Raw genomic sequence first — 25,162 nt, 5'->3', positions numbered from 1 at the left:
GAGGTGCGCGGGCCCGCCCGGTCACTCCCCCGAGTCCGACCGGGCGGGCCCATCCGAGCCGCTCACCCTAGTCAGCCGGTGTGCGACCCAGTGCGGCGACCCGTCTGCCCCCCGACGCGACGGATCGACTACGTCAATCATGGCGGGGAGCGATAAACGAACGATGAACGCGGCCGGCCGGCCCCGGGACCTGCCGTCAGGCCGCCTGCACCGGGGACAGCAGCGCGCGCACCTCGGCGGCCTCGGGCGAGCCCAGCTCCTCGTAGATCCCGGCCGCTTCCTGCCAGCAGACCTGCGCCCTGCCCGTCTGCCCGATGCCGCTGAGCGCGCGGCCGAGGACGGTGAGGACGTTGCCGCGCCGCCACTCCCCGCCGATGCCGCGGAGCACGGTGAGTGCCATCTCGGCGTTCGAAGCGGCCTGCGTGGGGCGTCGGGCGGCGAGGTCCAGCTCCGCCAGCCGGAACAGGCTCATGCCCTCCCAGAGGCGCTGCCTGCTGTCGCGGAACACCTCCAGCGCCTCCTGGAGCCGGCCGGCCGCGTCGCCCAGGTCGCCGCTCTGGGTGAGCGCGAGGCCGAGGGCGTAGCGGGCGTTCGCCCCGCGCATGGAGTTGCCCATGGCGTCGTAGATGGCGATGCCCTCCTGGGCCAGCGCGACCGCGCTCTGGGTCCGCCCGGTCGCGAGATGGATCCGGGACAGGTTGCACAGCGCGGCGGCCTCACCGGGCCGGTCGCCCAGGGCACGGAAGTGCTCGATGGCCCGGGAGAGATGCTCCTCGCCGTCCTCGTGCCGGTTCTGGTACAGCGCGATGATGCCGCGCGCGTTGCGGGCCCAGCAGACGGGCAGCAGGTCGTCGGCCTCCTGGGCGAGGTGGATGGCCCGTTCGGCCTCCTGGTCGGCCCGTTCGAAACGGCCGCTCATGTGGTGGACGATGACGACCGTCGTCAGGGCCCGGGCCTCCGCCCGTCTGATGTCCTGCTGCCGGGCCGCGTCCAGCAGGGCCTCGGCCGTCGCCTCGTACTCCCTGGAGTTGGCTCCGGACTCGGAGAGGTCGTGCGCGGCCCACAGCAGATCGATCGCCCGGGGAAGCGTCTCCGCCTGCCCCGCGGACTGCCGTACGCACGCGAGGACGCAGATGGCCTCGGTGTACAGCCAGTCCTGCGCGGCATGCCGGTTCTCGAACCGCAGCCCCGGATACGAGGCCGGTTCGAGGTGGTCCACCAGCCGGTCGCCCGGCCGCTCGAGCGCGTACACGCCCGCCGCGGACGCCAGATAGAAGTCCAGCAGCCGCGACATCGCCGCCGTCCGCTCGCTCGGCGGCCACTCGTCGCGTTCCGCGCACGCACGCGCGTAGAGCCGCACCAGGTCGTGGAAGCGGTAGCGGCCCGGAGCCGCGGACTCCAGCAGGGACGTGTCGACGAGGGACTCCAGAAGGTCCTCCGTGTCCTCGACGGGCAGGTCCAGGACCGCGGCAGCCGCCGGGAGGGACATGTCCGGGCCGTCGGCCAGGCCCAGCAGGCGGAAGGCGCGGGCCTGGGCGGGCTCCAGCTGGCCGTAGCCCAGCTCGAAGGTGGCCTTCACGGCCAGGTCACCGGCCTGGAGTTCGTCCAGGCGGCGGCGTTCGTCGGCGAGCTTCGCCGCGAGCACCGACACCGTCCAGGTACGGCGGGCCGCCAGCCGGGACGCCGCGATGCGGATCGCCAGCGGCAGGAATCCGCAGGCCGCGACCACGTCCAGGGCCGCCTTCCGCTCGGAGGCCACCCGCTCCTCGCCCACGATCTTCGTGAACAGTGCCAGCGCCTCGTCCGGGGACATCACGTCCAGGTCGATCAGATGGGCGCCCGCCAGGTCCACCATCCGCACCCGGGAAGTGACCAGCGCGGCGCAGCCGTCCGTGCCGGGCAGCAGGGGGCGTATCTGGGCGGCGTCGCGGGCGTTGTCCAGCAGGACCAGGACGCGGCGGCCGGCCAGGACCGAGCGGTAGAGCGCCGCGCGTTCCTCCAGGGAGTCGGGGATCGCCGAGTCGGCAGTGCCGAGCGCGCGCAGGAACGAGCCGAGGACCGTCTCCGGCTCCGCCGACCGGGCGCCCGCGCCCTGGAGGTCGACGTACAGCTGCCCGTCCGGGAACGCAGCGCGCGCCTGGTGGGCCACGTGCACGGCGAGGGTCGTCTTGCCCACGCCGCCGATGCCGGCCAGGGCCGAGACCGCCATGACGCGGCCCTCGGCGGCGGTCAGGATCTCGCCGAGCTCGCGGACGAAGCCGGAGCGGCCGGTGAAGTCCGGCACCGTCGCAGGCAGCTGGGCCGGGCGGACCGGGACGGAGGCGGGCTCGGCGGCCGGGGAGGAGGGCTCCGCGAGGCCCGGGTCCGCCTGGAGGATGCGCTGTTGCAGCTCGCTCAGGCCGGGGCGCGGGTCCACGCCCAGTTCGTCGGCGAGCAGGCGACGCGTGTCGGCGTACACCGCGAGGGCCTCCGCCTGACGGCCGCTGCGGTACAGCGCCAGCATCAGCAGCTCGCGGAGCCGCTCGCGCAGGGGATGGTCGGCGGTGAGGGCCGTGAGCTCCGAGACGGCCTCCGCGTGGCAGCCCTGCTCCAGGTCCATGTCCAGGCGGGACTCGAGGAGCTGGAGCCGCCATTCCTCCAGGCGGACGCGCTGCGCCTCGGCGTACGGGCCCGGTACGCCGGCCAGGGTCTCCCCGTCCCACAAGGCGAGGGCGCGCCGCAGTGTGTCGCGGGCGTGGCAGAGGTCGCCCGCCGACCTGGCCTTCTCCGCCTCGGTCGCCAGGTCCTGGGCGACGGCCAGGTCGAGGGCGCCCTCGGCGAGACCGCGTACCGCGTAGCCGCCGGACTCGCTGACCAGGACGCCCGGGTCGAGCACCTTGCGCAGCCGGGAGGCGTACGTCCGCAGCGCCGCCAGGGCCTGCGAGGGCGGTTCCTCGCCCCACAGGGCGTCGATCAGCTCCGCGGCCGTGGCCGTACGGCCCTCGCGCAGCAGCAGGGCGGCGAGCAGGGCGCGTTGCTGGGGGGAGCCGGTGGTGATCGGCGTGTCGCCGCGCGAGGCGCGTACCGGTCCGAGCACGCCGAAGCGCAGCGTCGTCGAGGCCACCGGTTCCGCCGGCTCCTGCGAGGAGTCCGGACGCCGCTGCTCCGGTACGCGCGGCACACCGTCCGGTACACCGTTCATGCAGTCCCCCTAGACATCCTGAGCAACCACGCCAGTTTGCCTTGTGCACGGCGGATACGTCAGCCGTGGGAGACACCGATCACAGGGCGACGCACGGGAGTCCACAAGGTCCGCACACTCTCTCCGCACCTGAAGGAGCAGGGGCCGTTTTTGAAGGGGAGTTGGAGCCTTTGGGCGCGCTGCCCAAGCGCCGTGCCCAGGTCAGGACGTGGCAGGAGTGCCCAGATGCTCCAGTTGACGGGTTGCGTCTCCGGGGCGTGGCCGCGGACGGGGCGTCAGAATGGGGTCCGCCAGATCAGCACCAGCCGACTCAGACGCGAAGGTGGCCGCATGCCCGGCGAGCAGCCCCAGTTGTACGAGACCCTCGACGAGCGGTTCCGGAGCGGCCGGTGTCAGGCCGGGGATTCGCGGCTGGAGGTGCTGTACGAGGGGTGCCGGTGGGCCGAGGGGCCGGTGTACGTGCCCGCCGGGCGGTATCTGCTCTGGAGCGACATTCCCAACGACCGGCTGCTGCGGTGGGACGAGACCACCGGGGCCGTCGGCGTCTTCCGCTCCCCGGCCGGGTATCCGAACGGCAACACCCTGGACGGGCAGGGCCGGCTCATCACCTGCGAGCAGGGCGATCGGCGGGTGACCCGGACCGAGCACGACGGGTCGGTCACCGTGATCGCCGAGCGGTTCCGGGGGAAGCGGCTCAACAGCCCGAACGACGCCGTCGTGAAGTCCGACGGGTCGGTGTGGTTCTCCGACCCCGAGTTCGGGATCTCGAGCGACTACGAGGGCCATCGGGGCGAGAGCGAGATCGGCGCCCGGAACGTCTACCGCGTCGACCCCGGCAGCGGCGAGGTGCGGCTGGTGGCCGACGGCTTCCAGGGGCCCAACGGGCTCGTGTTCGACCCCGGCGAGCACCGGCTGTACGTGTCGGACAGCCTCGCCAACCACATCCGCGTCTTCGACGTCCAGGACGACGGGACCGGCCTGACCGGCGGCGAGGTCTTCGCCGAGTGCGCGAACGGCAGCTTCGACAACATCCGGTTCGACGACGCGGGGCGGCTCTGGGCCGGTGCCATGCACGGGGGCGTGCACTGCTACGACCCCGACGGCACCCTCCTCGGCCGTGTCCTGGTCCCCGGCACCGTCGCCAACATCCGCTTCGGCAGCGCCCGGCGGAACCGGATGTTCATCGCCGCCGACACCACCCTCTACTCCCTCGTCATGTCCGTGACCGGGACCCCGGCCCTGCCGCCGGTCCGCCCCTGAGCCCGCAGCGCCCCCTTCAGGACCTTCCCGCTCGCGTTCCTCGGCAGTTCCGCCACGAACTCCACCGCCCGCGGGACCTTGTAGTTCGCCATCTCCCGGCGTGACCAGGCGATCAGGTCGTCCCCCGTGACCAACGCCCCCGGGCGCCTTACGACATACGCCCTGCCGACCTCCCCGAGCCGGGCGTCCGGTACGCCGATCACCGCGACGTCCGCCACGTCCGGGTGCAGGCCCAGGAGCTGCTCTATCTCGGCGGGGTAGGCGTTGAAGCCGCCGACGATGAACATGTCCTTGAGGCGGTCGGTGATGCGCAGGTTGCCCTCCGGGTCCAGGACGCCGACATCGCCCGTGCGCAGCCAGCCGTCCTCCGACAGCACCTCGGCGGTGGCCGATTCGTCCTCGTAGTAGCCGGTCATGACGTGGAAGCCGCGGACCAGGACCTCGCCCGGCGCCCCGGGTTCCAGGGGCCGCCCCCTCGGGTCCACGACCTGTACCTCCGTGCCGGGGATGGCCCGGCCCGACGTCGACGCGATCACCGTCGGGTCGTCGCCGCGCCGGCACATCGTGACGACGCCGCTCGCCTCGGAGAGGCCGTACGCGGTCAGGACCGTGCCGATGCCGAGTTCGGCGCGCAGGCGCTCGACGAGCCGCAGCGGCACCACCGCCGCTCCCGTCACCACCAGGCGCAGGGCCGACAGGTCGTGCGCGTCGCGTGCCGGGTGGTCCAGGAGGGACTGGAGGAGGGTCGGCGGGCCGGGGAGTACGGAGACGCGTTCCGCGGCGATGTTGGCCAGGACCGTGTTCACGCCGAACACCGGCTGGGGGATCATCGTCGCGCCCCGCATCAGGCAGGCGATCACCCCGGCCTTGTAGCCGAAGGTGTGGAAGAAGGGGTTGACGATGAGGTACCGGTCGCCTTCGGCCAGGCCCGCCAGCTCGCTCCAGCTGTCGTACGCCCGCAAGGTCTGGGCGTGGGTGATGACCGCGCCCTTGGGGCGGCCCGTCGTGCCCGAGGTGAAGATGATGTCCGACGGCCAGGAGGCCTGTATCGCCCTCGCCCGGTCCCGGACCTCGCCCTGACCCACGCCCTCCCCGCTCGCCAGGAAGTCCTTCCAGGTGAGGAAGTCGGCCGGGGCGTCCTCGGAGAGCACGACGACGCGCTCCAGGGCCGGCAGGCCGGGCAGCGGGCCGGCGCCCGGGCCCTGCCCCGCCGCTCGCCGCAGCGACGCCACGTACGACGTGCCGAGGAACGTGCCCGTCACGAACAGCAGCCGCGCTCCGCCGCGCCGCAGGACGTCCGCCGCCTCCGCGCCCTTGAACCGGGTGTTGAGCGGCACGAGGACCGCGCCCGCCGAGACGGCGCCCAGGGCGCTGACGATCCAGTCGAGGGTGTTCGGCGCCCAGATGCCGACCCGGTCACCGGGCTCCACCCCGTTCGCGAGGCAGGCCGCCGCCGCGCGCTCCACGCGGGCGCCCAGCTCGGCGTAGGTGATCCGGGTGCGGCCCTCGACGACCGCCTCCGTGCCCGCGTACCGCTCGGCCGCCGTCCTGACCAGGTCCGGAACGCTTGCCCATGCCGTATCCGCTCGCACCGTACGCCTCCCGAGGAAAGAGGAGCTGACTGACCGTCAGATTATCGGTAATCTGACACTCTGTCAGCGACGGCTCGGCCCGGAGGTGCGCGCACCATGGCAGCAGGATCGGGTGGCCTCAAGGACGCCACCGCCATCGTCGGCATAGGCCAGACCCCCTTCGCCAAGCGGCTCCCCGAGGACGAACGCACCCTCGCCTGCCGGGCCGTGCTGGCCGCACTCGACGACGCCGGGATCGCGCCCGGCGAGGTCGACGCCCTCGCCTCCTACACCATGGAGGAGACGGACGAGGTCGAGCTGGCCAAGGCCTGCGGCTTCGGGGACCTCACCTTCTTCAGCAAGGTCGGCTTCGGCGGCGGGGGTTCGTGTGCCACGGTCGGCCATCTCGCCGCCGCCATAGCCGCCGGGCAGGCGAACGTCGGGGTCGCCTGGCGGTCGCGCAAGCGGGGCAGCGGGCCCCGGCCGTGGACCAACACGGCCGTCCAGCTCCCGACCCCGGCCCAGTGGACCCGGCCGTACGGGCTGCTCAGACCCGTCGACGAGATCGCCATGCTCGCCCGGCGCTATCTGCACGAGTACGGTGCCACCCGCGACCACCTGTTCAACGTCGCCCTGGCCTGCCGCAACCGCGCCAACCAGAACCCCGCCGCGATCATGTACGACCGCCCTCTCACCCGCGAGATGTACATGACGTCCCGCTGGGTCAGCGAGCCGCTCTGCCTCTTCGACAACTGCCTGGAGACGGACGGGGCGCTGGCCTGTGTGGTCGTCTCCGCCGAGCGGGCCCGGGACTGCCGCCGGGAACCCGTCTACGTCCACTCCGCCGCCCAGTCGCTCCCCGCCCAGCACCACGGCATGGTCAACTACTGGAACGACGACCCCCTCACCGGCCCCGCCTGGACCGCCGCGCGGCATCTGTGGAAGCACTCCGACCTGGCCCCCGAGGACGTGGACGTCGCCCAGATCTACGACGCCTTCACTCCCCTGGTCCTGCTCTCCCTGGAGGGCTACGGCTTCTGCGGGCGCGGCGAGGGCGGGGCGTTCACCGAGGGCGGCGCGCTGGAGACCGGCGGGCTGCTGCCCGTGAACACCGGCGGGGGCGGCCTGTCCGAGGCCTATGTGCACGGCTTCAACCTCATCAACGAGGGGGTGAAGCAGCTGCGCGGGACCAGTACCGCGCAGGTGCCTGACGCCTCCGTCTGTCTGGTCACGGCGGGTGAGGGGGTCCCGACCTCCGCCCTTCTGCTGAGGAACTGAGGAGTTGCCGATGCTGCGTCCCGTCACCGACCCCGACGGCGCCCCCTTCTGGGAGTACGCCGCCCGGGGCGAACTCCGCGTCCAGGCCTGCGCCGGCTGCGGCGAACTCCGCTTCCCGCCCCGGCCGTGCTGCCCGCACTGCCAGTCCTTCGCGTCCGAGTGGCGCCTCGTCTCGGGCGGCGGCCGTGTCTGGTCGTACGTCGTTCCGCATCCGCCCCTGCTGCCCGACTATGCGGAGCTGGCGCCGTACAACGTGGTCGTCGTCGAGCTGGACGAGGCGCCGCGCGTCCGGCTCGTCGGCAATCTGGTCGCCGGACCCGGTGAGCCGATCGACTCGCTCCCGGTGGAGGGGATCCGTATCGGAGCCCGGGTGCGGGTCGTCTTCGACGAGGGCCTGCCGCGGTGGGTCCTGGAGCGGTCATGAGCAGCGTGCTCGTCAGCGGGGACAAGGACAGCGGGGTGGCTGTCGTCACCCTCAACCGGCCCGACCGGCTCAACGCGATCGACCTGGAGACGGCCGACCGGCTCGTCGACGTCTGGCGGGAGTTGCGGTTCGACGACACCGTACGGGCCGTCGTACTCACGGGGGCCGGGGAGCGCGCCTTCTGCACCGGTATCGACCGGGACACCGTGGTGCCGCAGCCGAACTCGCCCTACGCGCAGGACGATCCGCTGCTGGGCGTCGGGCCGAAGGCGAACGACCTGTGGAAGCCGGTCGTCGCCGCCGTGCGCGGGATGGCCTGCGGGGGCGCCTTCTACCTGCTCGGCGAGGCGGAGTTCATCGTCGCCGACACCACCGCGACCTTCTTCGACCCGCACACCACGTACGGCATGGTCAGCGCCTACGAGTCCGTCCTCATGGCGCAGCGCATGCCCTACGGGGAGGTCGCGCGGATGGCGTTGACGGGGTCGGCGGAGCGGATCTCCGCGCGGCGGGCGTACGAGGTGGGGCTGGTCTCCGAACTCGCCCCGGAGGGCGGGGCGACGGCGGCGGCGATCGCGTGTGCGGCCGTGATCGCCGGGCATCCGACGGAGGCCGTGCAGGGGACCGTGCGGGCGTTGTGGGCGGCGAGTGCGGCGGGGCGGGAGCAGGGGTTCGCGCAGGCGCCGCATCTCATCGCGCTCGGGAACGCGGCGGGTGAGCGGCAGGCCCGGCTGTTCGCCGGGCGGGGGCATGCGCACCGGTTGCGGTAGTAAAAGTCGTTTACTCATACACGCGTATGCTCGACCCGTGGTTGAGCATCGGATGATCGACGTGAACGGCATACAACTGCACATCGCGGAGCAGGGCGAGGGCCCGCTCGTGGTGCTGCTGCACGGTTTCCCGGAGTCCTGGCACTCCTGGCGGCACCAGTTCGGGCCGCTGGCCGAGGCCGGTTTCCGGGTGGTCGCGCCCGACCAGCGCGGGTACGGCGGCAGTGACCGGCCCGAGGACGTGTCCGCGTACAGCATCTTCCACCTGGTGGGCGATGTGGTCGGGCTGATCCACGCGCTGGGCGAGGAGCAGGCGTTCGTCGTCGGGCACGACTGGGGGGCGCCGGTGGCCTGGCACACCGCGCTGCTGCGGCCCGACGTGGTGCGCGGGGTGGCCGGGCTGAGCGTGCCGCCGCCCTTCCGTGGCGGGCAGCCGCCGCTGAAGACCATGCGGGAGCGGTTCGGCGGGCACTTCTACTGGAACTACTTCGAGGAGCCCGGCGTCGCGGACGCCGAGTTCGGCGCCGACACCCGCACCGCCCTGCGCAAGCTGCTGTACTCCGCATCGGGTGACGCGCCGAACGCCGGCCGCCCGGAGCAGGCCCTGGTCGAGGACCTGGAGCGCGGCTGGCTCGCGGACTCCCCGAACCCCGAGGTGCTGCCCGACTGGCTCACCGAGGCGGACCTCGACACCCTCACCGAGAGCTTCGAGCCGGGCTTCACCGGCGCGCTCAACTGGTACCGCAACCTGGACCGCAACTGGGAGCTGACCGCCCCCTGGCAGGGCGCGGTGGTGTCCCCGCCCGCGCTGTACGTGTACGGCGACCGCGACCTGGTCCCGGCCTTCCCGGGCACGCCCGAACTGATCGAGGCCCTCCCGGAGTTGATGCCGAACCTGCGGCGCAAGCCGGTCGTGCTGCCGGGCTGCGGCCACTGGACGCAGCAGGAGCGGCCCGCCGAGGTGAACGAGGCACTGATCGACTTTCTGACGGAACTGCGGGGCTGAGAGCCCCTGGGACGCGGGTCGGGCGGCCGGTCTCACCATGGCCGGCCGCCGGGCCCGGACCGTCCGTCACGGCCGGCCACCGCGTGGCGACCGGCGCGTACCCGGCGTAGCGTCTTGGGTGAGAGCGGTGATCGGGCTGCCTTCCCGAAGCGAACCGCTCCCCGTAGCGACGGCCGCCGTCTGGAACCCTTCCGTGCGCCGGTACGACGGCCGTCCCGGACGCGTCACGCGGTGCGTGCCGTGCCCGTGCCCTTCTCCGCGTCCAGCGCGTACACACAGCGGTCCTTGCTGCACGCGTACACCACCCCGTCCCGGACGACCGGGGAGCCGGTGATCTCGCCGCCGGTGGCGAGCTTCCAGCGCAGCCGGCCGTCGTCGGCCTTGAGGGTGTAGAGGAGATGGTCGGTGGAGCCGAAGTGGATGCGGCCCTCGGCCACCGAGGGGGCGCCCACGATGTCGCCGCCCGCCTGGAAGCGCCACTTGGGTGTGCCGGTGACCGCGTCGAGGGTGTAGAGGCCCTTGCCGCTGCCCACGTGGACATGACCGGCGGCGACCAGGACGGGCTCGACGGAGGCGCGGGACTCGGTGGCGATGCGCCAGCGGTCGCGGCCGTCGGTGGCGTCGAGGGCGTAGACCGTGCCGAGGTAGTCGGCCAGGTAGATGCCGCCGCCGGTGACGGCCGGGCCGGGGACGAAGGTGGGCGGCGAGAGGAAGGCCGCCGGGGCCTCGAAGTGCCACTTCACATGTCCGGCGGCCGTGTCGAGGGCCAGGACGCGGGTGCCGGCGCAGACGTACACGTAGCCGTCGGACGCCGGGGTGACCCGGACCGGGACGCCGCCGCAGGAGGCCGCGTCGCCGATCGGGTACGACCAGCGCTCGTCCCCGGTGCGGGCGTCCAGGGCGCGCAGCCGGGCGTCCTGCCACACGTAGACCGTGCCGTCGTGCAGGGCGGGTCCGGCCTCGGGGGACTCGAAGTCGGTCTGGCAGCCGGTGATCTCCCAGAGCTTCTGGCCGGCCGATGCCTCCCAGCCCTGGACGCCGCCGCCCCGGGTGCCGGTGACGACGGTGCCGCGGCCTGCCTGGAGCGCGTAGACCCAGGCGTCCGTCTGAAGGCGCCACAGGTCGGCGCCCTCACGGGCGTCCAGGGCGAACAGCGTGGGCCCGTCGGAGGCGTGGATACGCCCGTCGGCGACCGCCATGGACCAGGCGACGTCCCGGGTCTTGAAGCGGCGGCGGCCGGTGCCCACGTCCAGGGCGTGCACCTCGAAGGAGGTGACGTAGACGAGGTCGCCGTCGACGGAGGGGGTGCCCCAGACGTCGTTCGACATACGGAAGCGCCAGGGCCGCCAGCCGCTCGCCTCGGGCGGCACGGCCGGGGCCGGGGGCGCTGCGACGGCGGGGCCCACGGCCGGGTCCGTGCCGTTGACGCCGGGGCGGGGCTTGGACCAGGAGGCGGCGAGGGCGGCCTCCGGAGGGGGTGCCTTGACGGCGGCGGCACGGACGTCGGCGACGCGCGGGCCCGGGCCGATGGGCACCTGGGCGCCGGCCAGCCGGACGGGGCCGGTGTCGGGGCCGCCGCCCACGGGAGCGGCCACGGAAGCGGGCGCCGCAACGGACGCGGGCGCCGGGACGACGGGGTCGTGCGAGGGCGGGGGCGGGATGGGCGCCGGGCCGGGGGCCGGGACCGGGGCGGGGCGCCCGCCGCCGCTGCGGCCGGCGCCGGGGGCGGGCTTGCCGGCCGGGCGGCCGTTGCGGCGGGACTCGATCAGGCTCACGGCCCGCTCGGGCAGCCACGCGGAGGCGGTGCCGCTGTCGTCGGAGCCGGAGCCGAAGAGGTGGGGAGCGAGCTGGGCCTGGAGGTCGGCCGGGTTGGGGCGGCCCGTCGCCTCCATCTGCATACAGGACTCGATGAGCGGACGCAGCTCCTCCGGGAGGCCCTCCAGGTCCGGGCCCTCGCGCAGCAGCATGAAGACCGTCTCGACCGGGTTGGCGCCGTGGAAGGGCGGGTGTCCGGTGGCGGCGAAGACCAGCATGGAGCCGAGGGAGAAGACGTCGGAGGCACCCGTGACGCTCCGGGAGTCCTTGGCCTGCTCGGGCGACATGTAGGCGGGTGTGCCGACGGCGACGTTCGTCATCGTCAAACGTGTGTTCGATACGCCGGAGGCGATACCGAAGTCGATCACCCGGGGGCCGTCCTCGACGACGAGGACGTTGGAGGGCTTGAGGTCGCGGTGGACGAGCCCCGCGCCGTGGATGGACTGGAGCGCCTCGGCCACGCCCGCCGCGAGCCAGCGCACCGCCTGGGCCGGGAGCGGCCCGCAGTCGTTCACTATCTCCTCGAGGGAGGGCGCGGGGACGTAGGCGGTGGCCAGCCAGGGCACGGCGGCGCGCGGGTCGGCGTCCACGACCGCGGCCGTGTAGAAGCCGGAGACCGCCCGGGCCGCCTCCACCTCACGCGTGAAGCGGACCCGGAACAGCTGGTCCTCGGCCAGCTCCGTGCGGACGGTCTTGATCGCCACACGCCGGCCCGACGCCGAGCGCGCGAGATAGACCAGCCCCATGCCGCCGGCACCCAGCCGTCCCAGCACCTCGAACGGCCCGATCCGCCGCGGATCGTGCTGCGTCAGCTGATCCACCACTCTGCCTGCCACCTCCCCGTACGAGCCGCGCCAAGCCACATGTTCCACGCGACCCCGTGCAGCGTCTCACCACCGCACCGCCATGGCGGCACGCACCCCGATTCTTCCTGGCCGGAGCCGTGGTGGCGAACCCGGCGACGAATGGGGTGTCTCCGTACACACAGGGGCAAAAGATGACCATAGGGCCTACGCCACCGCCTGGTCAGCGGCGCAGCAGAGCGAAGGAGGCCCCCTGATCGTCCGTGACGACGGCCACCGTGCCGTACGAGGTCTCGAACGGCGGGACCTGGACGCGGCCGCCGAGCCGGGTGACGTCCTCCAGCGCGGCCGGTACGTCCTCGACGGCGAAGTGGACCAGGAAATGGGGCGGCATCTCGGCCGGGAAACGGTCGGAGACGGGGGCGCGGCCGAAGTCGGGCTCGGCGTCCGGCCCGAACAGGGCCTCCTGGAAGAGATCGCCGTAGAAGTCGTTGGCCGCCTCGGTGTCCCGCGCGTACAGCTCGGCCCAGGCGAAGGTGCCCGGCTCGTGCCGCGCACCGAAGCCGAGGTGCTCGTCCGGCTGCCACAGGGCGAAGACGGCCCCCTCCGGGTCGGTGACCAGGGCGGTGACGCCCAGGTCACCGGCCGGTACCGGCGCCGAGACGACCTGCCCGCCAGCCGACCGGATGCGCCTCACCAGCGCCACGGCGTCCGGGGTCGCGAAGTACACGGTCCAGACGGTGGGCAGCCGGCCGTCCACCTTGCGGACCAGGGCGGCCACGGGTTCGCCGTCCTTCAGCGCCTCGGTGAAGGAGCCGAACCACTCGTCCTCGAAGGTCCACCCGAAAAGTTCACCGTAGAACCGCTTGCCCGCCTCGACGTCGCGAAGCTGCGCGTCCACCCAGCAGGGGACGCCCTCTGCGTACACCGATGCCCTGTTTTCGGCCATGCGGCCAACGTAACCGCGACGGCCGCGGCCCGCAGACCAGGCACACCAGCCTCCGCGCTCCCTCACACCCCATTTGCAGTCGGCCGAATCGCGCCTCGATCCCGCCTCGGTAAGCTGACGTCATGACAGGACAAGTGCGTACCGTCGACGGCCGTGTGGCCGGCCGGCGTGGGCAGGCGACCCGGCAGAAGCTGCTCGACTGCCTCAGCGAGATGCTCAGCTCCTCCCCGTACCGGGATGTCAAAGTCATCGATGTCGCCCGGAAGGCGGGAACTTCGCCCGCGACCTTCTACCAGTACTTCCCGGACGTCGAGGGCGCCGTCCTGGAGATCGCCGAGCAAATGGCGACCGAGGGCGCCGCGTTGACCGAGCTCCTCCAGGGCCGCTCCTGGGCCGGCAAGGCCGGCTGGCAGACGGCCCAGGAACTCGTCGACGGGTTCCTGGAGTTCTGGCGCAAGAACGACGCCATCCTCCGGGTCGTCGATCTCGGCGCCGCCGAGGGCGACAAGCGCTTCTACAAACTCCGTATGAAGATCCTCAACTCGGTGAACAACTCCCTCGCGGACGCCGTCGCCGAGCTCCAGGCCAAGGGCAGGGTCGACAAGGACGTGAACCCGGCGGCCGTCGCGGGCTCGCTGGTCGCGATGCTCGCGGCCGTGGCCTCGCACCAGAAGGGCTTCACCTCCTGGGGCGTGAAGCAGGCCGAACTGAAGCCGAACCTCGCGCTGTTGGTGCACCTGGGCGTCACCGGCAGAAAGCCGACGAAGTAGCCGCCCCGGCGCGCGTCCGGCCCTTTTCCCTTCCCAAGTCCTGTCTGGCAGGCGGCGGTCCACCCGGGTGGACCGCCGCCTGTCGCGCTTTCCGCGCGCCGCCTGTCACGCTTTCGCGCCCCCTGTGTGATGTCTACCTCCGTACGATTCTGAAGAGCCGTATCTCCCGCGCCACCCGCGCCTGGTACGCGGCGTACGGCGGCCAGAACTCCAGCACCGCCTTCCACGCCGCCGCCCGCTCCTCCCCCTCCAGCAGCCGGGCCGTGACCGGGATGTCCTGGCCCTTCCAGCTGATCTCGGCTCCCGGATGGGCCAGCAGATTGTGACTCCAGGCGGGGTGCCCCGAGCGCCCGAAGTTGGACCCGACCAGGACCCAGCCGCGCTCACCGTCGCCCTCCGGCATGCAGGCCAGCGGCGTCCGGCGAGCCAGCCCGCTGCGCGCCCCGGTGGAGGTCAGCACCACGCCCGGCAGCAGCTGCGCGCTGAGCAGCACCTTTCCCCGGGTGAGCCGGTGCACGGCCCGGTCCAGGGCCGGGAACACATGGGGTGCCACCCGCGCGAACCCCGGGGTGGAGGACACCTTCTGCACGAACCGCACGCCCCTCATCGGCCGGCCTCCTCGAAGACATGCGCCGCGTCGGCGGCCCGCGCCCGCAGCCGGTGCACCGGCCCGAACAGCAGCTCGTCCCCCGCGGCGCGCTTGAAGTACAGCTGTGTGTCGTGCTCCCAGGTGAATCCGATGCCGCCGTGCAGCTGGATCCCCTCGGCGGCGGCCCCGCGCAGGGCTTCGAGCGCCTGGGCGAGGGCGAGGCCGCCGACGGTCTCCTCGTGGGTGGCGGCGCAGGCCGCGTAGTACGCGGCCGAGCGGGCCGCCTGCACCTGGACGTACGCGTCGGCCAGCCGGTGCTTGACCGCCTGGAAGGAGCCGACCGGCCGACCGAACTGCTCGCGCCGCCCCACGTACTCCACGGTCCGCTCCAGCACCCGGCCGGCGGCCCCCACGGCCTCTGCGGCGAGACAGACGGCGGCGGTGTCGCCGAGCCGGGCGAGGGCGGCGAGGACGTCACCGCCGTCGCGCCCCAGCAACTGGGCTTCCACATCGCGCAGTTGAATTCGTGCTTGCGGACGGGTCGCGTCCAGCGCGGTCAGCCGTGTGCGGGTGAGCCCGGCGGCGTCCGCCCGCACGAGGAAGAGCAGGACGCGGGAACGGGCGAACCCCCCGGTGTGCGCGGCGACCAGGAGCAGTCCCGCGCTGTGCCCGTCGAGGACCTGCCCGGCCTCCCCGTACAGCCGCCAGCCGCCGTCCGTCCACCGGGCCTGCACTCCCCCGGCCCGTCCGCCGCCGGCCCACGCCCCGTGCCGGTCGTCCCCGGTGAGTGCGAGGGCGGTGGTGAGGGCGGGTCCCGGTACGGCCAGGGCGGCGGTGAGGGCGCCGGAGGCGATGCGCGGGAGGAGGTCGGCCCGCTGGGCGTCGGTGCCGAGGGCGAGGAGCAGCGGGGCCGTGAGGACGGCCGTGGCGAGCAGGGGTGAGGGGGCGAGGGCCCGGCCCGTCTCCTCGCAGGCCAGGGCCAGCTCGGTGACCGAGCAGCCGACACCGCCGTAGGCCTCGGGGAGGGCCAGCCCGGGGAGGCCGAGCCGGCCGGCGAGGGCGGTCCACAGGGCCGGGTCGTGTCCGTCCGGGGTGTCGAGGGCGGCCCGCAGTTCCACGGGGCCGCACCTCTTGTGGAGGAGTTCGCGCAGGGTGCGGCGGATCTCGTCCTGTTCGGGGGTGAAGCGGGCGTCCATGAGGGAACCACCTCCGCATCTGACGGTGCGTCATATTAGGCCGCCGGGGTGGGGATGCCCAGAGTTCCGGCGCTCCCCCGCACGGGATATCTGATGTACCGTCAGATTCATGGTGGCCTGGAGGAAAGTGGCCGTCGTCGGCGTGGCCCTCTCGGACTGCGGCCGCGTGGACGACGCGACCCCGTACGCCCTGCACGCCCAGGCGGCCCGCCGCGCCCTGGCCGACGCGGGCCTGGACCGGTCGCTGGTCGACGGCTTCGCCTCGGCGGGCCTGGGCACGCTGGCCCCCGTCGAGGTCGCCGAGTACCTGGGGCTGCGCCCCACCTGGGTCGACTCCACCTCCGTCGGCGGCTCCACCTGGGAGGTCATGGCGGCCCACGCGGCGGACGCGATCGCGGCCGGGCACGCGCGTGTGGTGCTGCTCGCCTACGGCTCGACGGCCCGCGCGGACGTGAAGGCGGGCCGCCGCACCGGGACGCTGTCCTTCGGCACCCGCGGCCCCCTCCAGTTCGAGGCCCCCTACGGCCACACCCTGATCGCCAAGTACGCCATGGCGGCCCGCCGCCACATGATCGAGTACGGCACGACGATCGAGCAGCTCGCGGAGGTCGCGGTCCAGGCCCGGGCCAACGCGGCCCTGAACCCGGAGGCGATGTTCCGCACGCCGATCACGCCGGACGAGATCGCCTCCGGCCCGATGATCGCGGACCCCTTCACCAAGCTGCACTGCTGTCTCCGTTCGGACGGCGGGGCGGCGGTGCTGCTGGCGGCGGAGGAGTACGTACGGGACTGCCGCAGGCCGCCGGTGTGGGTGCTGGGGAGCGGGGAGTCCGTGTCGCACTCGGCGATGTCCGAGTGGCCGGACTTCACGGTGTCGCCGGCGGCGGTGAGCGGACGGCTGGCCTTCGAACGGGCGGGCGTCCGGCCCTCGGAGATCGACTTCGCCGAGATCTACGACGCGTTCACCTATATGACCCTGGTGACGCTGGAGGACCTCGGGTTCTGCGCCAAGGGCGAGGGCGGGGCGTTCGTGGAGAAGGGCCGGCTGCGGGTCGAGGGCGGCGAGCTGCCGGTGAACACCGACGGGGGCGGTCTGTCGGCCCAGCACCCCGGGATGCGGGGTCTGTTCCTGCTGGTGGAGGCGGTGCGCCAGCTACGGGGCGAGTGCGGAGACCGGCAGGTGCGACGCGGCGACGGCTCCCTGCCGCGGCTGACGGTGGCGTCGGGGACGGGGGGCTGGTTCTGCTCGTCGGGGACGGTGGTGCTGGGGGCGGGGTGAGGGCAGGGAACACGGGCGCCGAAGCCGGTGTTGGGTTCGTCATAAGGATCTGAGCGAGCCGCTGGAGGAGACCCGCAATGGCCCTGACCCGCGAAGAGCGCGAACAGTTCCTGTCCGAGCCGCATATCGCCGCACTCGCGGTCGACGCGGGCGCGGGCCGCGCCCCGCTCACGGTGCCGATCTGGTACCAGTACGAGCCCGGCGGCGACATCTGGATCATGACCGGCCAGGACTCCCGCAAGAACGAGCTGATCAGCGCGGCGGGCCGGTTCTCGCTGATGGTGGACCGGCTCGAACCCACGATCCGCTACGTGTCGGTCGAGGGCCCGGTCGTCGACACGGCCCCCGCGACCCTCGACGGACTCCGAGAGCTCTCGGCCCGCTACCTCCCGGCGGACAAGGTCGACGGCTATGTCGACTTCGCCTGGAAGAACCACGGAGAACAGCTGGTGCTGCGGATGCGGCCCGAGCGGTGGGTGTCGTCGGACCTGGGACAGGTTTGACAAGCACCCACAAGCACCCACAAGCACCCCCGGGTGACAATCGGCCCATGGCACCCGATCTTCACGAGCTGCTGAGGTCACTTCGCGTCTGGGACCCGCAGTCCACACACCTGCCGCCCTTCGACCCGGCCGCCGCCCCCGCGACCCCGCTGCCGCTCTTCACCGAGTGGTTCGCGGCGGCGGTGGCAGCCGGGCAGAGCGAGCCGCACACCATGTCCCTGGCGACCTCGGACGAGTCAGGCCTGCCCGACGTACGGATCGTCATGCTGCACGGCGCGGACGAGACCGGCTGGTCCTTCGCGTCCCACGCCGGCAGCCGCAAGGGCCGGCACCTCGCCGCCCGCCCGTACGCCGCGCTCGGCTTCTACTGGCCGGTGCTGGGCCGCCAGGTCCGGGTCCGCGGCCCGGTGACGGCCGCCCCGTCCGCCGACGCCCAGGGCGACCTGCACGCCCGCTCGACAGGCGCCCTGGCAGCCGCGCTGACCGGCCGCCAGAGCGAGCTCCTGGACTCGGTGGAGGACCTGGCCCGGGCATCCGAAGCGGCCTGGGAACGGGCCCGCGGCGAGCCGGAGGCTCCCGTACCGTCCTGGACCCTGTACCGGCTGCGGCCGGAGGAGGTGGAGTTCTTCCAGGGCGACGAACAGCGACGACACGTACGCCTGCGCTACCGGCGTGCGGAGGAGAAGGACGGGTGGGCGCGGGAGCTGCTGTGGCCTTGAGGGGCTGCCGGGGTCTCCGTCAGACCGTGCCCAGGGCGGAGAACAGGAAGTAGACGGAGAACGCCATGGCCGCCACGAACAGCGTGACGCCCGTCCAGATGTACCGGTCGAGGAGACGCAGCCGCCGGTCGCGGAACTCGCGGAAGCCCCTCTCGTCGCTCACGGTGGCGAGGGTGGGCACCAGTGCCAGGATGAACGCCACGCCGGCGAGCAGAAAGAGGATCATGGGCAGCACGCTCAGCCGCCCGGCGAAGGAACCCGAGATCCCCTTGATTCCCACGTAGTTGAGCACCGCCGTATAGACGGGGATGGCGCCACTGCTGGTGGCCAGCATGGTCCGGCAGAAGTCGAGTGCCGTCGTACGTGACGCCTTCTGCCATTCGGCACGTTCACCGCCGCCGTCCGGTGCCACCGCTTCCCCCGCGGCCGCGGGCTCGGGAAGCGCGACGGTCACGGTGGCGCCCGCCGAAGGGTCGACGGGGCCCAAGTAGGTCTCGTTCTCGCGGAGTTCCAGCTCGACGACGATGGGCCCACCCGTCGTCGGGCAGGTCAGGCCGGCGCCGGCCGCGGCGCCTCCGAAGGTGAGAACGGCACGTCGGCCGAAGCCCAGTGCGAACCGGTGCCGCTCGGCGCAGTGGGGGCACCGCTCCACGGTGTACTGCTGAATGCGGGCGATGGGAACCGTCGGATCTGACACACTTTCATGTTATGTGCTGAGTAACGTATTTAGATGGAAGAAATTCTGTTCTCCGGCGCCGGACCGGGCCGACAAGAGCCGGACGAGGCACGTGCCCGCGCCGTGCCCCGTTCGCTGGGTGTCGAGATCCTGGAAGCGGCGTTCGCGCAACTGACCGGCACCCCGGAGGGGCGGGAACTCTACGGCGACCCGCACCGGGGCGCCACGCTGGAACAGACCTGGCGCACTTACGGTCTGCTGTCCGGCATGCGTCCCATCTGCCTTCTCGCGGCAGGGCGACCCGAGGTCCCGACCGCCGCGATCGAGCGCGTGATCGTCTTCCCTCCGGCCGCCCTGGTCGACCTCCTGGCCCAGGCCCTCATCACGGGGGACGCCGGGGGGACCGCCGTTCAGGTGTACGACGGCCGCTCCGGACACTGCATCAACCTGCTGGCCGCCGACGTCGATTCAGTCCTCTTCCACGATCCCTGGCCGGGCCGCTCCCTGCTGTGCCGCGAGCACAACGCCGCGGGGGTGAACGCGGTGGAGCACGGGAACGGCTGGGTCATCTCCAGGGCCGATCTCGCCAAAGTCGTCTTCGCGGCCTTCCTGTGGCCCTCGGAGTGGGGCGACCTCTCCGGGGAGCCCACCCTCGTGCCGTACGCGGATCTGCGGGGCGGCGACTTCTTCGACTTCTTCCACGTGCGGGAGACGGCGGACGGCCGTACGACCGAGGCGGACGGAACGAAGGTGCGCCTCAAGACCGGTGGCTTTCAGGAACACGTGGACCTCGTGCTCGACCTGGACGCGCGTGAGCGGGTGACCCGTGCGGAACTGTGGCTGCGCAGAGAGTGGATGGCGAACCTCAACCCGTTCGCGAAGGACATCGCCAAGAGCTTCGTGGGCGGTTTCGTCACCGAGCGCGGAGGCGAGCGGGCCGCCCCGATCGTCGAGCTCCTCTGGAACCTGGGCAGGCTCGACGAGGCCACCGCCGAGCGCGTGCTCGGGGGCGACGCCCCGGAGTGCGCGATCGTACGGGCGTACCTCGGACTCCAGGAGCGGGCTTTCGCCGCACTGGCGACCGAGACGCTGGACGCCGAGAACACCGACCGGGAGGGCGTCGCCTGGTTCAAGCTGACGTTCACGTTCTGGTGAGACCCGTGGCGCTATCCGAAGTCGTACACCGCGAAGTCCGCGACCGCCCGGTACCCGATCCGCTGGTACAGCCCGTTGCTGGTCGGGTTCGCCAGGTCGGTGAAGAGCAGGACCTCCTGGGCGCCGGAGGCGAGGGCGGTGCGGCTGGTCTCGGCCGTGGCGGCGCCCGCGTAGCCGCGGCCGCGGAGGTGGGGCGGGGTGTAGACCGGGGCGACGCGGGTCTGGCCGGCGACCGGAGGGGTCCTGCCGGCCATGGCGACGGGCGTGCCGTCCGGGGCCTCCCAGAGGGTGATGCCGCCCTGTTCGAGGCGGGCATCCACCCACTCGTCCGCGTCGCTGATGGTGCCCATGCCGATCGCGGCGCTGAACTCCGCGTGCCAGCGGACGAGCAGGGCACGGTCCGCCTCGACGGCGGTCCGGGGAACGCCGGGCGGTGCGGGGTCGGGCACGGTCAGGGTGCCGAGGCGGTAGAGCCGCTGGCGCTGACGGAGCGTGGCCGTGGCGCCCGTGTGCCGCTGCCAGGCCTCGGTGAAGGCGGCGGCGGTGTCGCGGTCGGCGTTCACACCGGGCAGTCGCTGCCCGAGAGCGGCCAGGCGCGCCGCGAGGGTGTCGGCTTCCTCGGGGGTGAGGGCGGTGAGGTTCAGCCAGTGGGGCGGAGTGCGGAAGAACGACGCCCGGACGGCCCCCTCCCGCTCCAGTACGCCGAACTCCGGCACCCCCTCGCCGTAGACGTGCCGTCCACGGGTGCGCAGCGTCTCCGTGACGTTCAACGGGACGGTGTGCAAGGCAGGTTGGGAGCGGAGGAAGGGTTCCGCGCGGGCGAGGAAGTCGTCGAGGTCCTGGGTGAGGTGCCAGTCGTCGGTACGCATGCCCCATGGTGCCGCCCGCGCCCCCGCCGGCACCTCCGAATTACGCCCGGGTGTCCACTCCCGCCTCCGGTTCCGGGTCCGTCGCCAGCCGCGCGTGCAGATGGGCGTCGCGGAACGCGTCGTGCCGGTCCTCCTCGAAGATCGCCCCGCGCAGGGTTCCCTCGTACGGGAAACCGCATCTCTCGGCTATCCGGCACGACACGTCGTGACCGACCGCGTGGTCCAGCTCCAGCCGGTGCAGGCCGAGTTCGGCGAAGGCCCAGCGGGTGGCGAGCAGCAGGGACCGGGTGGCGACGCCTTGGCCGCGGGCCTCGGGGAGCACCCAGTAGCCGACGCGGGCGACCTTCAGGTGGTACTTGATCTCGTTGACGCCGATGTGCCCCAGGGGTGTATCGCTGCGCGCGTCCGCGACCCGGAACGACACCGACGTGCCCTCCACGGCACTCTGCGCCCGCGCGAGCAGCGACTCCCGCGCGCTCGTCCGGTCCGTGACCAGCCGCAGCGGGGTGTTCCAGCGCCGGAACTCCGGATCCCGCATGCCGCGCAGCCATGTCTCGACGTCGGCGCCGGACGTGGCGTCCCAGGGGCGAAGACGGAGGCCGTGGCCGCGGAGTTCGGGCAGAGCGGTCGAGAACGGGTCGCGTATGGGGGCCATGGGGCCATTCAAGCCCGTGGGGAAGGAGGGGTCACCTCCCTTTGTGATGCCGAAGTGGGCTCCTCCTGGCTGGAGGAGCCCACTTCGCGGACGGGTGAGGGGCTATTCCGTGCGCTATTCCGTGCGCTATTCCGTGCGCAGGCCTTCCGGGCGCATCATCCGCAGCAGGGGCGGCAGGCTGAGCAGCGTGACCACGCCGACCACGGCCGCGCCCACGCCGGTCATGGTCAGGACGCTCTCCCAGTCCATGGCCACCGGTGTATCGGTCATCTTCAGCAGCACCGAGCCGAGGGTGACACCCACCGTCGTGGCCAGTACCAGGCCGAGACCGACCGGGAGGGCCGTCTGCCACAGCACCGACAGGCTCAGTGTGCGGCGCCGGGTGCCGAAGGCGACCAGCGCGGAGAGCAGCTTCCTGCGCTCGCGCAGTTGCTCCAGCTGGGAGACCAGCAGACTCGCGCCGATGAGTGCCAGCACAAAGGCGGAGCCGACGAACAGGCCGGTGCGAATGGAGGCGTACTTGGCGTCCTCCTGGGTCGCCACCCAGGTGTAGGTGCTGGTCAGGGGGTCGATCCGGGCGGCGACGTTGCGTACGTACTCCCGTGAGTCCGGCACCGACGGGTCCAGACGCAGGTAGACCCCCTCCGAGACCAGCGCGGGCGCGGCCTCGGCGGGCAGGGCCGCGGGGGTGACCAGCAGGCTGTTGGTCTCCACCAGTGAGTCCTTGCGCGCGTCCACCACCCGCACGTTCGCCGGAACGGTCCAGGGCGCCTCCATACCGCGTTCGGTCGAGTCGCCGTACGACGGGTCGAGGTAGAGCTTCCGGCCGGGCTTCACCACCGCGATCTCGGCGGCGTTGCTGGGGTCTTCGTAGTGGTTCCTCGTCCGCGTGACGAACACGTCGCCGTCCTCGCAGGAGGGAAGCGTGGCGAGTTCGCGCAGGGCGGTGCAGTTGCCCACGGTCAGGCCGCCGCTGTGCTCCGGATCGAGACGCGTCTGCCCGTACTCCAGGTTGGCCAGGGACACCGCGGCCCGTACCCCCTTGGTGCCGGTGAACTCGCGCTCGACACCCGACAGGGGCTCGCGGTCGCTGAACTCGACCTGTATCCCGACCCGGCCGGGGTCCTGGCCGGTGGCCTTGGTGTACTGGCTCTGCGTTCCCGTGAACAGCATCTGCAGGGCGATGGCTCCGGCCACGGCGACGGCGATGCCGTTGACCATGCGTGCGGCGGTTCCGCTGCTCAGCTGGAGCCTTCGTACCGCGAGCTGCCAGGACAGCGCGCCCTTGCCGAGGCGGACGACGACCGCCTCCACGGCCCAGGGGAGCAGCGCGGTGATGCCGATCAGCAGCAGCAGCACGCCGCCGATGACGTAGTACTGGTTGAAGGCGCCGTTCTCGCGGCCCTTGCCGATCATCGGGTAGAGCATCGCGAGGCCGGCCAGCGGCGGCAGCAGCCGCCACCACAGCCGGCGGCGGCGCTGTGTGGTCGCGCGCACGACGCCGAGCGGTTCCACCACCACGCCGCGCATCGCGAGCAGGGTGACGAGTACGGCGGCGACCGGGACCGCCACCGCGACCAGAGCGGCGAGCGCGGGGGAGGGATCGAGGTAGCTGGGCCAGACGCTCAGGCCCAGCACCTCGGTGGAGCCCAGCGTCTGACGGCCGAGGAGGAAGAAGCCGGTGCCGACGACCAGGCCGAGCAGGGCTCCGGCGAGTGCTTCGCCCGCCGCGATCCGCCGGGTCATGTGGCTGTCCGAGCCGACCAGGCGCAGCGCGGCCAGCCGGCGGTCCCGGCGCTCGCCGCCGAAGCGGACGGCGGCGGCGATGAACACGGCGACCGGGGTCAGCAGCACCACGAACACGACCAGGATCATGAGCAGCAGCACCGGGTCGGTCTTCTCGGGTGCCACGTCCGCGTCCGGTCTGCCGTATCCGGTCAGCCGGTGCACGGGGGAGAGCTCCGTGAGTTTCAGCCCCGAGGCGCCCGCGTAGTAGGCGAGTTCGTGGGAGCCGATGAGTCCGCTCTCGCCGATCGTGCCGGTGATCTTGTAGGGCAGCCGCTCACGCAGCAGCTTGGCGTCGTCCGAGGCGAGCAGGTCCTTGAGCGCCGGGGAGACCACCATCTCGCCCTTGCCCGGGAAGCTTTCGACCCCTGGGGGCAGCGGTGCCCGCTCGCCCTCGGGCTCGACGAGCCGGCCGCGGATGTCGTCGTCGTGCCAGGTGGTGTCGGTGCCGGCGATCAGGACGGTGTTGTCGGCCTTCGGCGGTGCCTTGTCGGAGTAGCTGTAGTCGTAGCGGGCGTCCTCCACCTTGCCGCGGGCGGCGAACACGTTGGGCAGGGCGGTGCACAGCAGGAGCAGTGCCACGCCGAGGCCGACGCCGACGGCGGTGAGCGTCATCCGGACCCAGCCCTCGCGTCCGCCGGTGACGGCGAAGCGTGCCCCCATGGCCAGGTCCGCGGCCCACTGTCGAGGACTCATACGGCGCGCTCCATGGCGCGGGACCTGCCGTCGCGGACGACGATCTCGCGGTCGGAGTAGGCGGCCACGCGGGTCTCGTGGGTGACGAGGACGACGGCGGCGTTGGTCGAGCGGGCCGCTTCGGTCAGCAGTTCCATCACGCGTTCGCCGTTGAAGGAGTCGAGCGCGCCGGTGGGTTCGTCGGCGAACAGCAGGCGCGGTCCGGTGACCAGCGCGCGGGCCACGGCGACCCGCTGCCCCTGACCGCCGGAGACCTCTCCGGGACGCTTGGCCTTGAGGTCGTCGACCTCCAGGCGCTCCATCCACGCCAGTGCGGTCCGCTCGGCGTCCTTGCGGGAGGAGCCGTTCAGCCGCAGCGGCAGGGCGACGTTCTCCACACAGGTCAGCTCGGGCACCAACTGACCGAACTGGAACACGAACCCGAACTCGGAGCGGCGCAGCGCGCTGCGCTGGGCATCGCTCATCTTCGTCAGTTCACGCCCGTTGTAGGTGATCGACCCGGAGTCGGGCGGCACGATCCCGGCGAGGCAGTGCAGCAGCGTGGACTTGCCGGACCCGGAGGGGCCCATGATGGCGACGACCTCGCCGGGGTGGATGGAGAACTCGGCGCCGTCGAGAGCGGTGGTCGGGCCGTACGCCTTGCGCAGGTCCCGGGCGGCGAGCAGGGAATCAGGGGGAAGAGTCGTCATCGGGTCAGAGCCTCACGGAGTCTGTCGAGTCGGGCGGCGGTCAGTTCCAGCCAGCGCAGGTCGGCCTCCAGGTGGAACAGGGCGTGGTCGCAGACGAGCTGGTCGGCCAGGTCGCCCTTGCGTTTGCGGTCGGTGAGGATCCGCATGCTGCGCAGATGCTCCGAGCGCTGGGTGTCGAGGATGTCGGCGGCGTCGCGGTGGGTGAGCAGCGCGAGGACGACCTTGGTGTAGAGGGCCGACTGGAGGTACGGCTCCGGCTTCTCCGGGGTCGCGAGCCAGCGCTCGACGTCGGTGATGCCGGCCTCGGTGATCGCGTACCGCTTGCGCTCGGGCCCGTCGCCCGCCTCGATGCCGTCGACCTCGACGAGCCCGTTCTTCAGCAGGCGGGACATCGTCGAGTAGACCTGGCCGTAGTGGAGCGGCCGGTCGTGACCGAACTTCTCGTCGAAGGCCCGCTTCAGGTCGTAACCGTGCCGCGGGCCGGACTCCAGGAGTCCCAGGAGAGTGTGACCGATGGACATGCC

The 25,162-nt window shown here is 72.5% G+C and carries 22 protein-coding genes; 10 read left to right on the top strand and 12 right to left on the bottom strand.

What is annotated here, in order from left to right; translation table 11 throughout:
- Positions 1-196: 196 nt before the first annotated feature.
- Positions 197-3,181, bottom strand: a complete 2,985-nt coding sequence (locus ACIBK5_RS09220; protein ID WP_399017759.1) for a BTAD domain-containing putative transcriptional regulator — start codon at positions 3,179-3,181, stop codon at positions 197-199.
- A 330-nt stretch (positions 3,182-3,511) separates the two neighbouring features.
- Here ACIBK5_RS09220 and ACIBK5_RS09215 point away from each other — a divergent pair, with 330 nt between their 5' ends.
- Entirely contained in the window at positions 3,512-4,441 is a 930-nt protein-coding gene (locus ACIBK5_RS09215; RefSeq protein WP_399017758.1) for an SMP-30/gluconolactonase/LRE family protein, read from the top strand.
- Here ACIBK5_RS09215 and ACIBK5_RS09210 read toward each other — a convergent pair.
- On the bottom strand, positions 4,384-6,033 hold the full coding sequence (locus ACIBK5_RS09210) for a FadD3 family acyl-CoA ligase (protein WP_399017756.1): 1,650 nt from the start codon (positions 6,031-6,033) through the stop codon (positions 4,384-4,386). The genes ACIBK5_RS09215 and ACIBK5_RS09210 overlap by 58 nt on opposite strands.
- Positions 6,034-6,129: 96 nt before the next feature.
- Here ACIBK5_RS09210 and ACIBK5_RS09205 point away from each other — a divergent pair, with 96 nt between their 5' ends.
- Genes ACIBK5_RS09205 through ACIBK5_RS09190 form a run of 4 tightly spaced genes read left to right on the top strand, consistent with a single transcriptional unit; the run spans position 6,130 to position 9,490 of the window.
- Entirely contained in the window at positions 6,130-7,290 is a 1,161-nt protein-coding gene (locus ACIBK5_RS09205; protein ID WP_399017754.1) for a lipid-transfer protein, read from the top strand.
- A 10-nt stretch (positions 7,291-7,300) separates the two neighbouring features.
- Positions 7,301-7,714: a Zn-ribbon domain-containing OB-fold protein gene (locus ACIBK5_RS09200; protein WP_399017752.1), complete on the top strand. Its 414-nt coding sequence runs from the start codon at positions 7,301-7,303 to the stop codon at positions 7,712-7,714.
- Entirely contained in the window at positions 7,711-8,484 is a 774-nt protein-coding gene (locus tag ACIBK5_RS09195) for an enoyl-CoA hydratase/isomerase family protein (RefSeq protein WP_399017750.1), read from the top strand. The genes ACIBK5_RS09200 and ACIBK5_RS09195 overlap by 4 nt, the downstream gene beginning before the upstream one ends.
- A gap of 52 nt (positions 8,485-8,536) precedes the next feature.
- Positions 8,537-9,490: an alpha/beta fold hydrolase gene (locus ACIBK5_RS09190; RefSeq protein ID WP_399018310.1), complete on the top strand. Its 954-nt coding sequence runs from the start codon at positions 8,537-8,539 to the stop codon at positions 9,488-9,490.
- 224 nt (positions 9,491-9,714) lie between these two features.
- On the opposite strand, the gene ACIBK5_RS09185 is transcribed toward ACIBK5_RS09190, so the two are convergent.
- A complete protein-coding gene (locus tag ACIBK5_RS09185; protein WP_399017748.1) occupies positions 9,715-12,129 on the bottom strand; it encodes a PQQ-binding-like beta-propeller repeat protein in 2,415 nt (804 codons plus the stop codon).
- A gap of 202 nt (positions 12,130-12,331) precedes the next feature.
- On the bottom strand, positions 12,332-13,057 hold the full coding sequence (locus ACIBK5_RS09180; protein ID WP_399017746.1) for a VOC family protein: 726 nt from the start codon (positions 13,055-13,057) through the stop codon (positions 12,332-12,334).
- A 122-nt stretch (positions 13,058-13,179) separates the two neighbouring features.
- Between ACIBK5_RS09180 and ACIBK5_RS09175 the strand changes: the two genes are divergently transcribed.
- Entirely contained in the window at positions 13,180-13,827 is a 648-nt protein-coding gene (locus ACIBK5_RS09175) for a TetR family transcriptional regulator (RefSeq protein WP_376390461.1), read from the top strand.
- Between the two features lie 133 nt (positions 13,828-13,960).
- Here ACIBK5_RS09175 and ACIBK5_RS09170 read toward each other — a convergent pair whose 3' ends face one another.
- On the bottom strand, positions 13,961-14,434 hold the full coding sequence (locus tag ACIBK5_RS09170) for a nitroreductase family deazaflavin-dependent oxidoreductase (protein WP_399017745.1): 474 nt from the start codon (positions 14,432-14,434) through the stop codon (positions 13,961-13,963).
- Positions 14,431-15,612: an acyl-CoA dehydrogenase family protein gene (locus tag ACIBK5_RS09165; protein WP_399017743.1), complete on the bottom strand. Its 1,182-nt coding sequence runs from the start codon at positions 15,610-15,612 to the stop codon at positions 14,431-14,433. The genes ACIBK5_RS09170 and ACIBK5_RS09165 overlap by 4 nt, the downstream gene beginning before the upstream one ends.
- A gap of 109 nt (positions 15,613-15,721) precedes the next feature.
- On the opposite strand from ACIBK5_RS09165, the gene ACIBK5_RS09160 reads away from it, so the two are divergent.
- The 3 genes from ACIBK5_RS09160 (at position 15,722) to ACIBK5_RS09150 (ending at position 18,113) form a co-directional block, all read left to right on the top strand.
- Positions 15,722-16,891: a thiolase C-terminal domain-containing protein gene (locus ACIBK5_RS09160; RefSeq protein ID WP_399017741.1), complete on the top strand. Its 1,170-nt coding sequence runs from the start codon at positions 15,722-15,724 to the stop codon at positions 16,889-16,891.
- 77 nt (positions 16,892-16,968) lie between these two features.
- Positions 16,969-17,394, top strand: coding sequence for a pyridoxamine 5'-phosphate oxidase family protein (locus ACIBK5_RS09155; RefSeq protein ID WP_399017740.1), 426 nt, complete (start codon positions 16,969-16,971; stop codon positions 17,392-17,394).
- Positions 17,395-17,441: 47 nt separating this feature from the next.
- Complete coding sequence (locus ACIBK5_RS09150) at positions 17,442-18,113, top strand: pyridoxal 5'-phosphate synthase (protein ID WP_399017738.1); 672 nt, start codon at positions 17,442-17,444, stop codon at positions 18,111-18,113.
- Between the two features lie 19 nt (positions 18,114-18,132).
- Here ACIBK5_RS09150 and ACIBK5_RS09145 read toward each other — a convergent pair whose 3' ends face one another.
- A complete protein-coding gene (locus ACIBK5_RS09145; RefSeq protein ID WP_399017736.1) occupies positions 18,133-18,810 on the bottom strand; it encodes a hypothetical protein in 678 nt (225 codons plus the stop codon).
- Positions 18,811-18,843: 33 nt separating this feature from the next.
- Here ACIBK5_RS09145 and ACIBK5_RS09140 point away from each other — a divergent pair, with 33 nt between their 5' ends.
- A complete protein-coding gene (locus ACIBK5_RS09140) occupies positions 18,844-19,944 on the top strand; it encodes a hypothetical protein (RefSeq protein WP_399017734.1) in 1,101 nt (366 codons plus the stop codon).
- A gap of 11 nt (positions 19,945-19,955) precedes the next feature.
- Here the strand turns inward: ACIBK5_RS09140 and ACIBK5_RS09135 are convergent, their stop codons facing one another.
- The 5 genes from ACIBK5_RS09135 to ACIBK5_RS09115 all read right to left on the bottom strand — a co-directional run bounded on the left by ACIBK5_RS09135 (position 19,956) and on the right by ACIBK5_RS09115 (position 25,159).
- Positions 19,956-20,813 (bottom strand): GNAT family N-acetyltransferase, encoded by an 858-nt coding sequence (locus ACIBK5_RS09135; protein WP_399017732.1) that lies wholly within the window; start codon positions 20,811-20,813, stop codon positions 19,956-19,958.
- A 40-nt stretch (positions 20,814-20,853) separates the two neighbouring features.
- Complete coding sequence (locus ACIBK5_RS09130) at positions 20,854-21,468, bottom strand: GNAT family N-acetyltransferase (RefSeq protein ID WP_399017731.1); 615 nt, start codon at positions 21,466-21,468, stop codon at positions 20,854-20,856.
- A 126-nt stretch (positions 21,469-21,594) separates the two neighbouring features.
- Positions 21,595-23,949: an ABC transporter permease gene (locus ACIBK5_RS09125; protein WP_399017729.1), complete on the bottom strand. Its 2,355-nt coding sequence runs from the start codon at positions 23,947-23,949 to the stop codon at positions 21,595-21,597.
- Positions 23,946-24,638 carry an ABC transporter ATP-binding protein gene (locus ACIBK5_RS09120; RefSeq protein WP_399017727.1) on the bottom strand — a complete coding sequence of 231 codons (693 nt, stop codon included), beginning with the start codon at positions 24,636-24,638 and terminating at the stop codon, positions 23,946-23,948. The genes ACIBK5_RS09125 and ACIBK5_RS09120 overlap by 4 nt, the downstream gene beginning before the upstream one ends.
- Positions 24,635-25,159 (bottom strand): PadR family transcriptional regulator, encoded by a 525-nt coding sequence (locus ACIBK5_RS09115; protein ID WP_399017725.1) that lies wholly within the window; start codon positions 25,157-25,159, stop codon positions 24,635-24,637. The genes ACIBK5_RS09120 and ACIBK5_RS09115 overlap by 4 nt, the downstream gene beginning before the upstream one ends.
- Positions 25,160-25,162 lie beyond the last annotated feature (3 nt).

The sequence above is a fragment of the Streptomyces sp. NPDC050546 genome (assembly GCF_044457425.1).
Classification (GTDB): Bacteria; Actinomycetota; Actinomycetes; order Streptomycetales; family Streptomycetaceae; genus Streptomyces.
The sequence above is the reverse complement of the archived record's forward strand: the minus strand, read 5'-3'. Positions and strand labels throughout refer to the sequence as shown.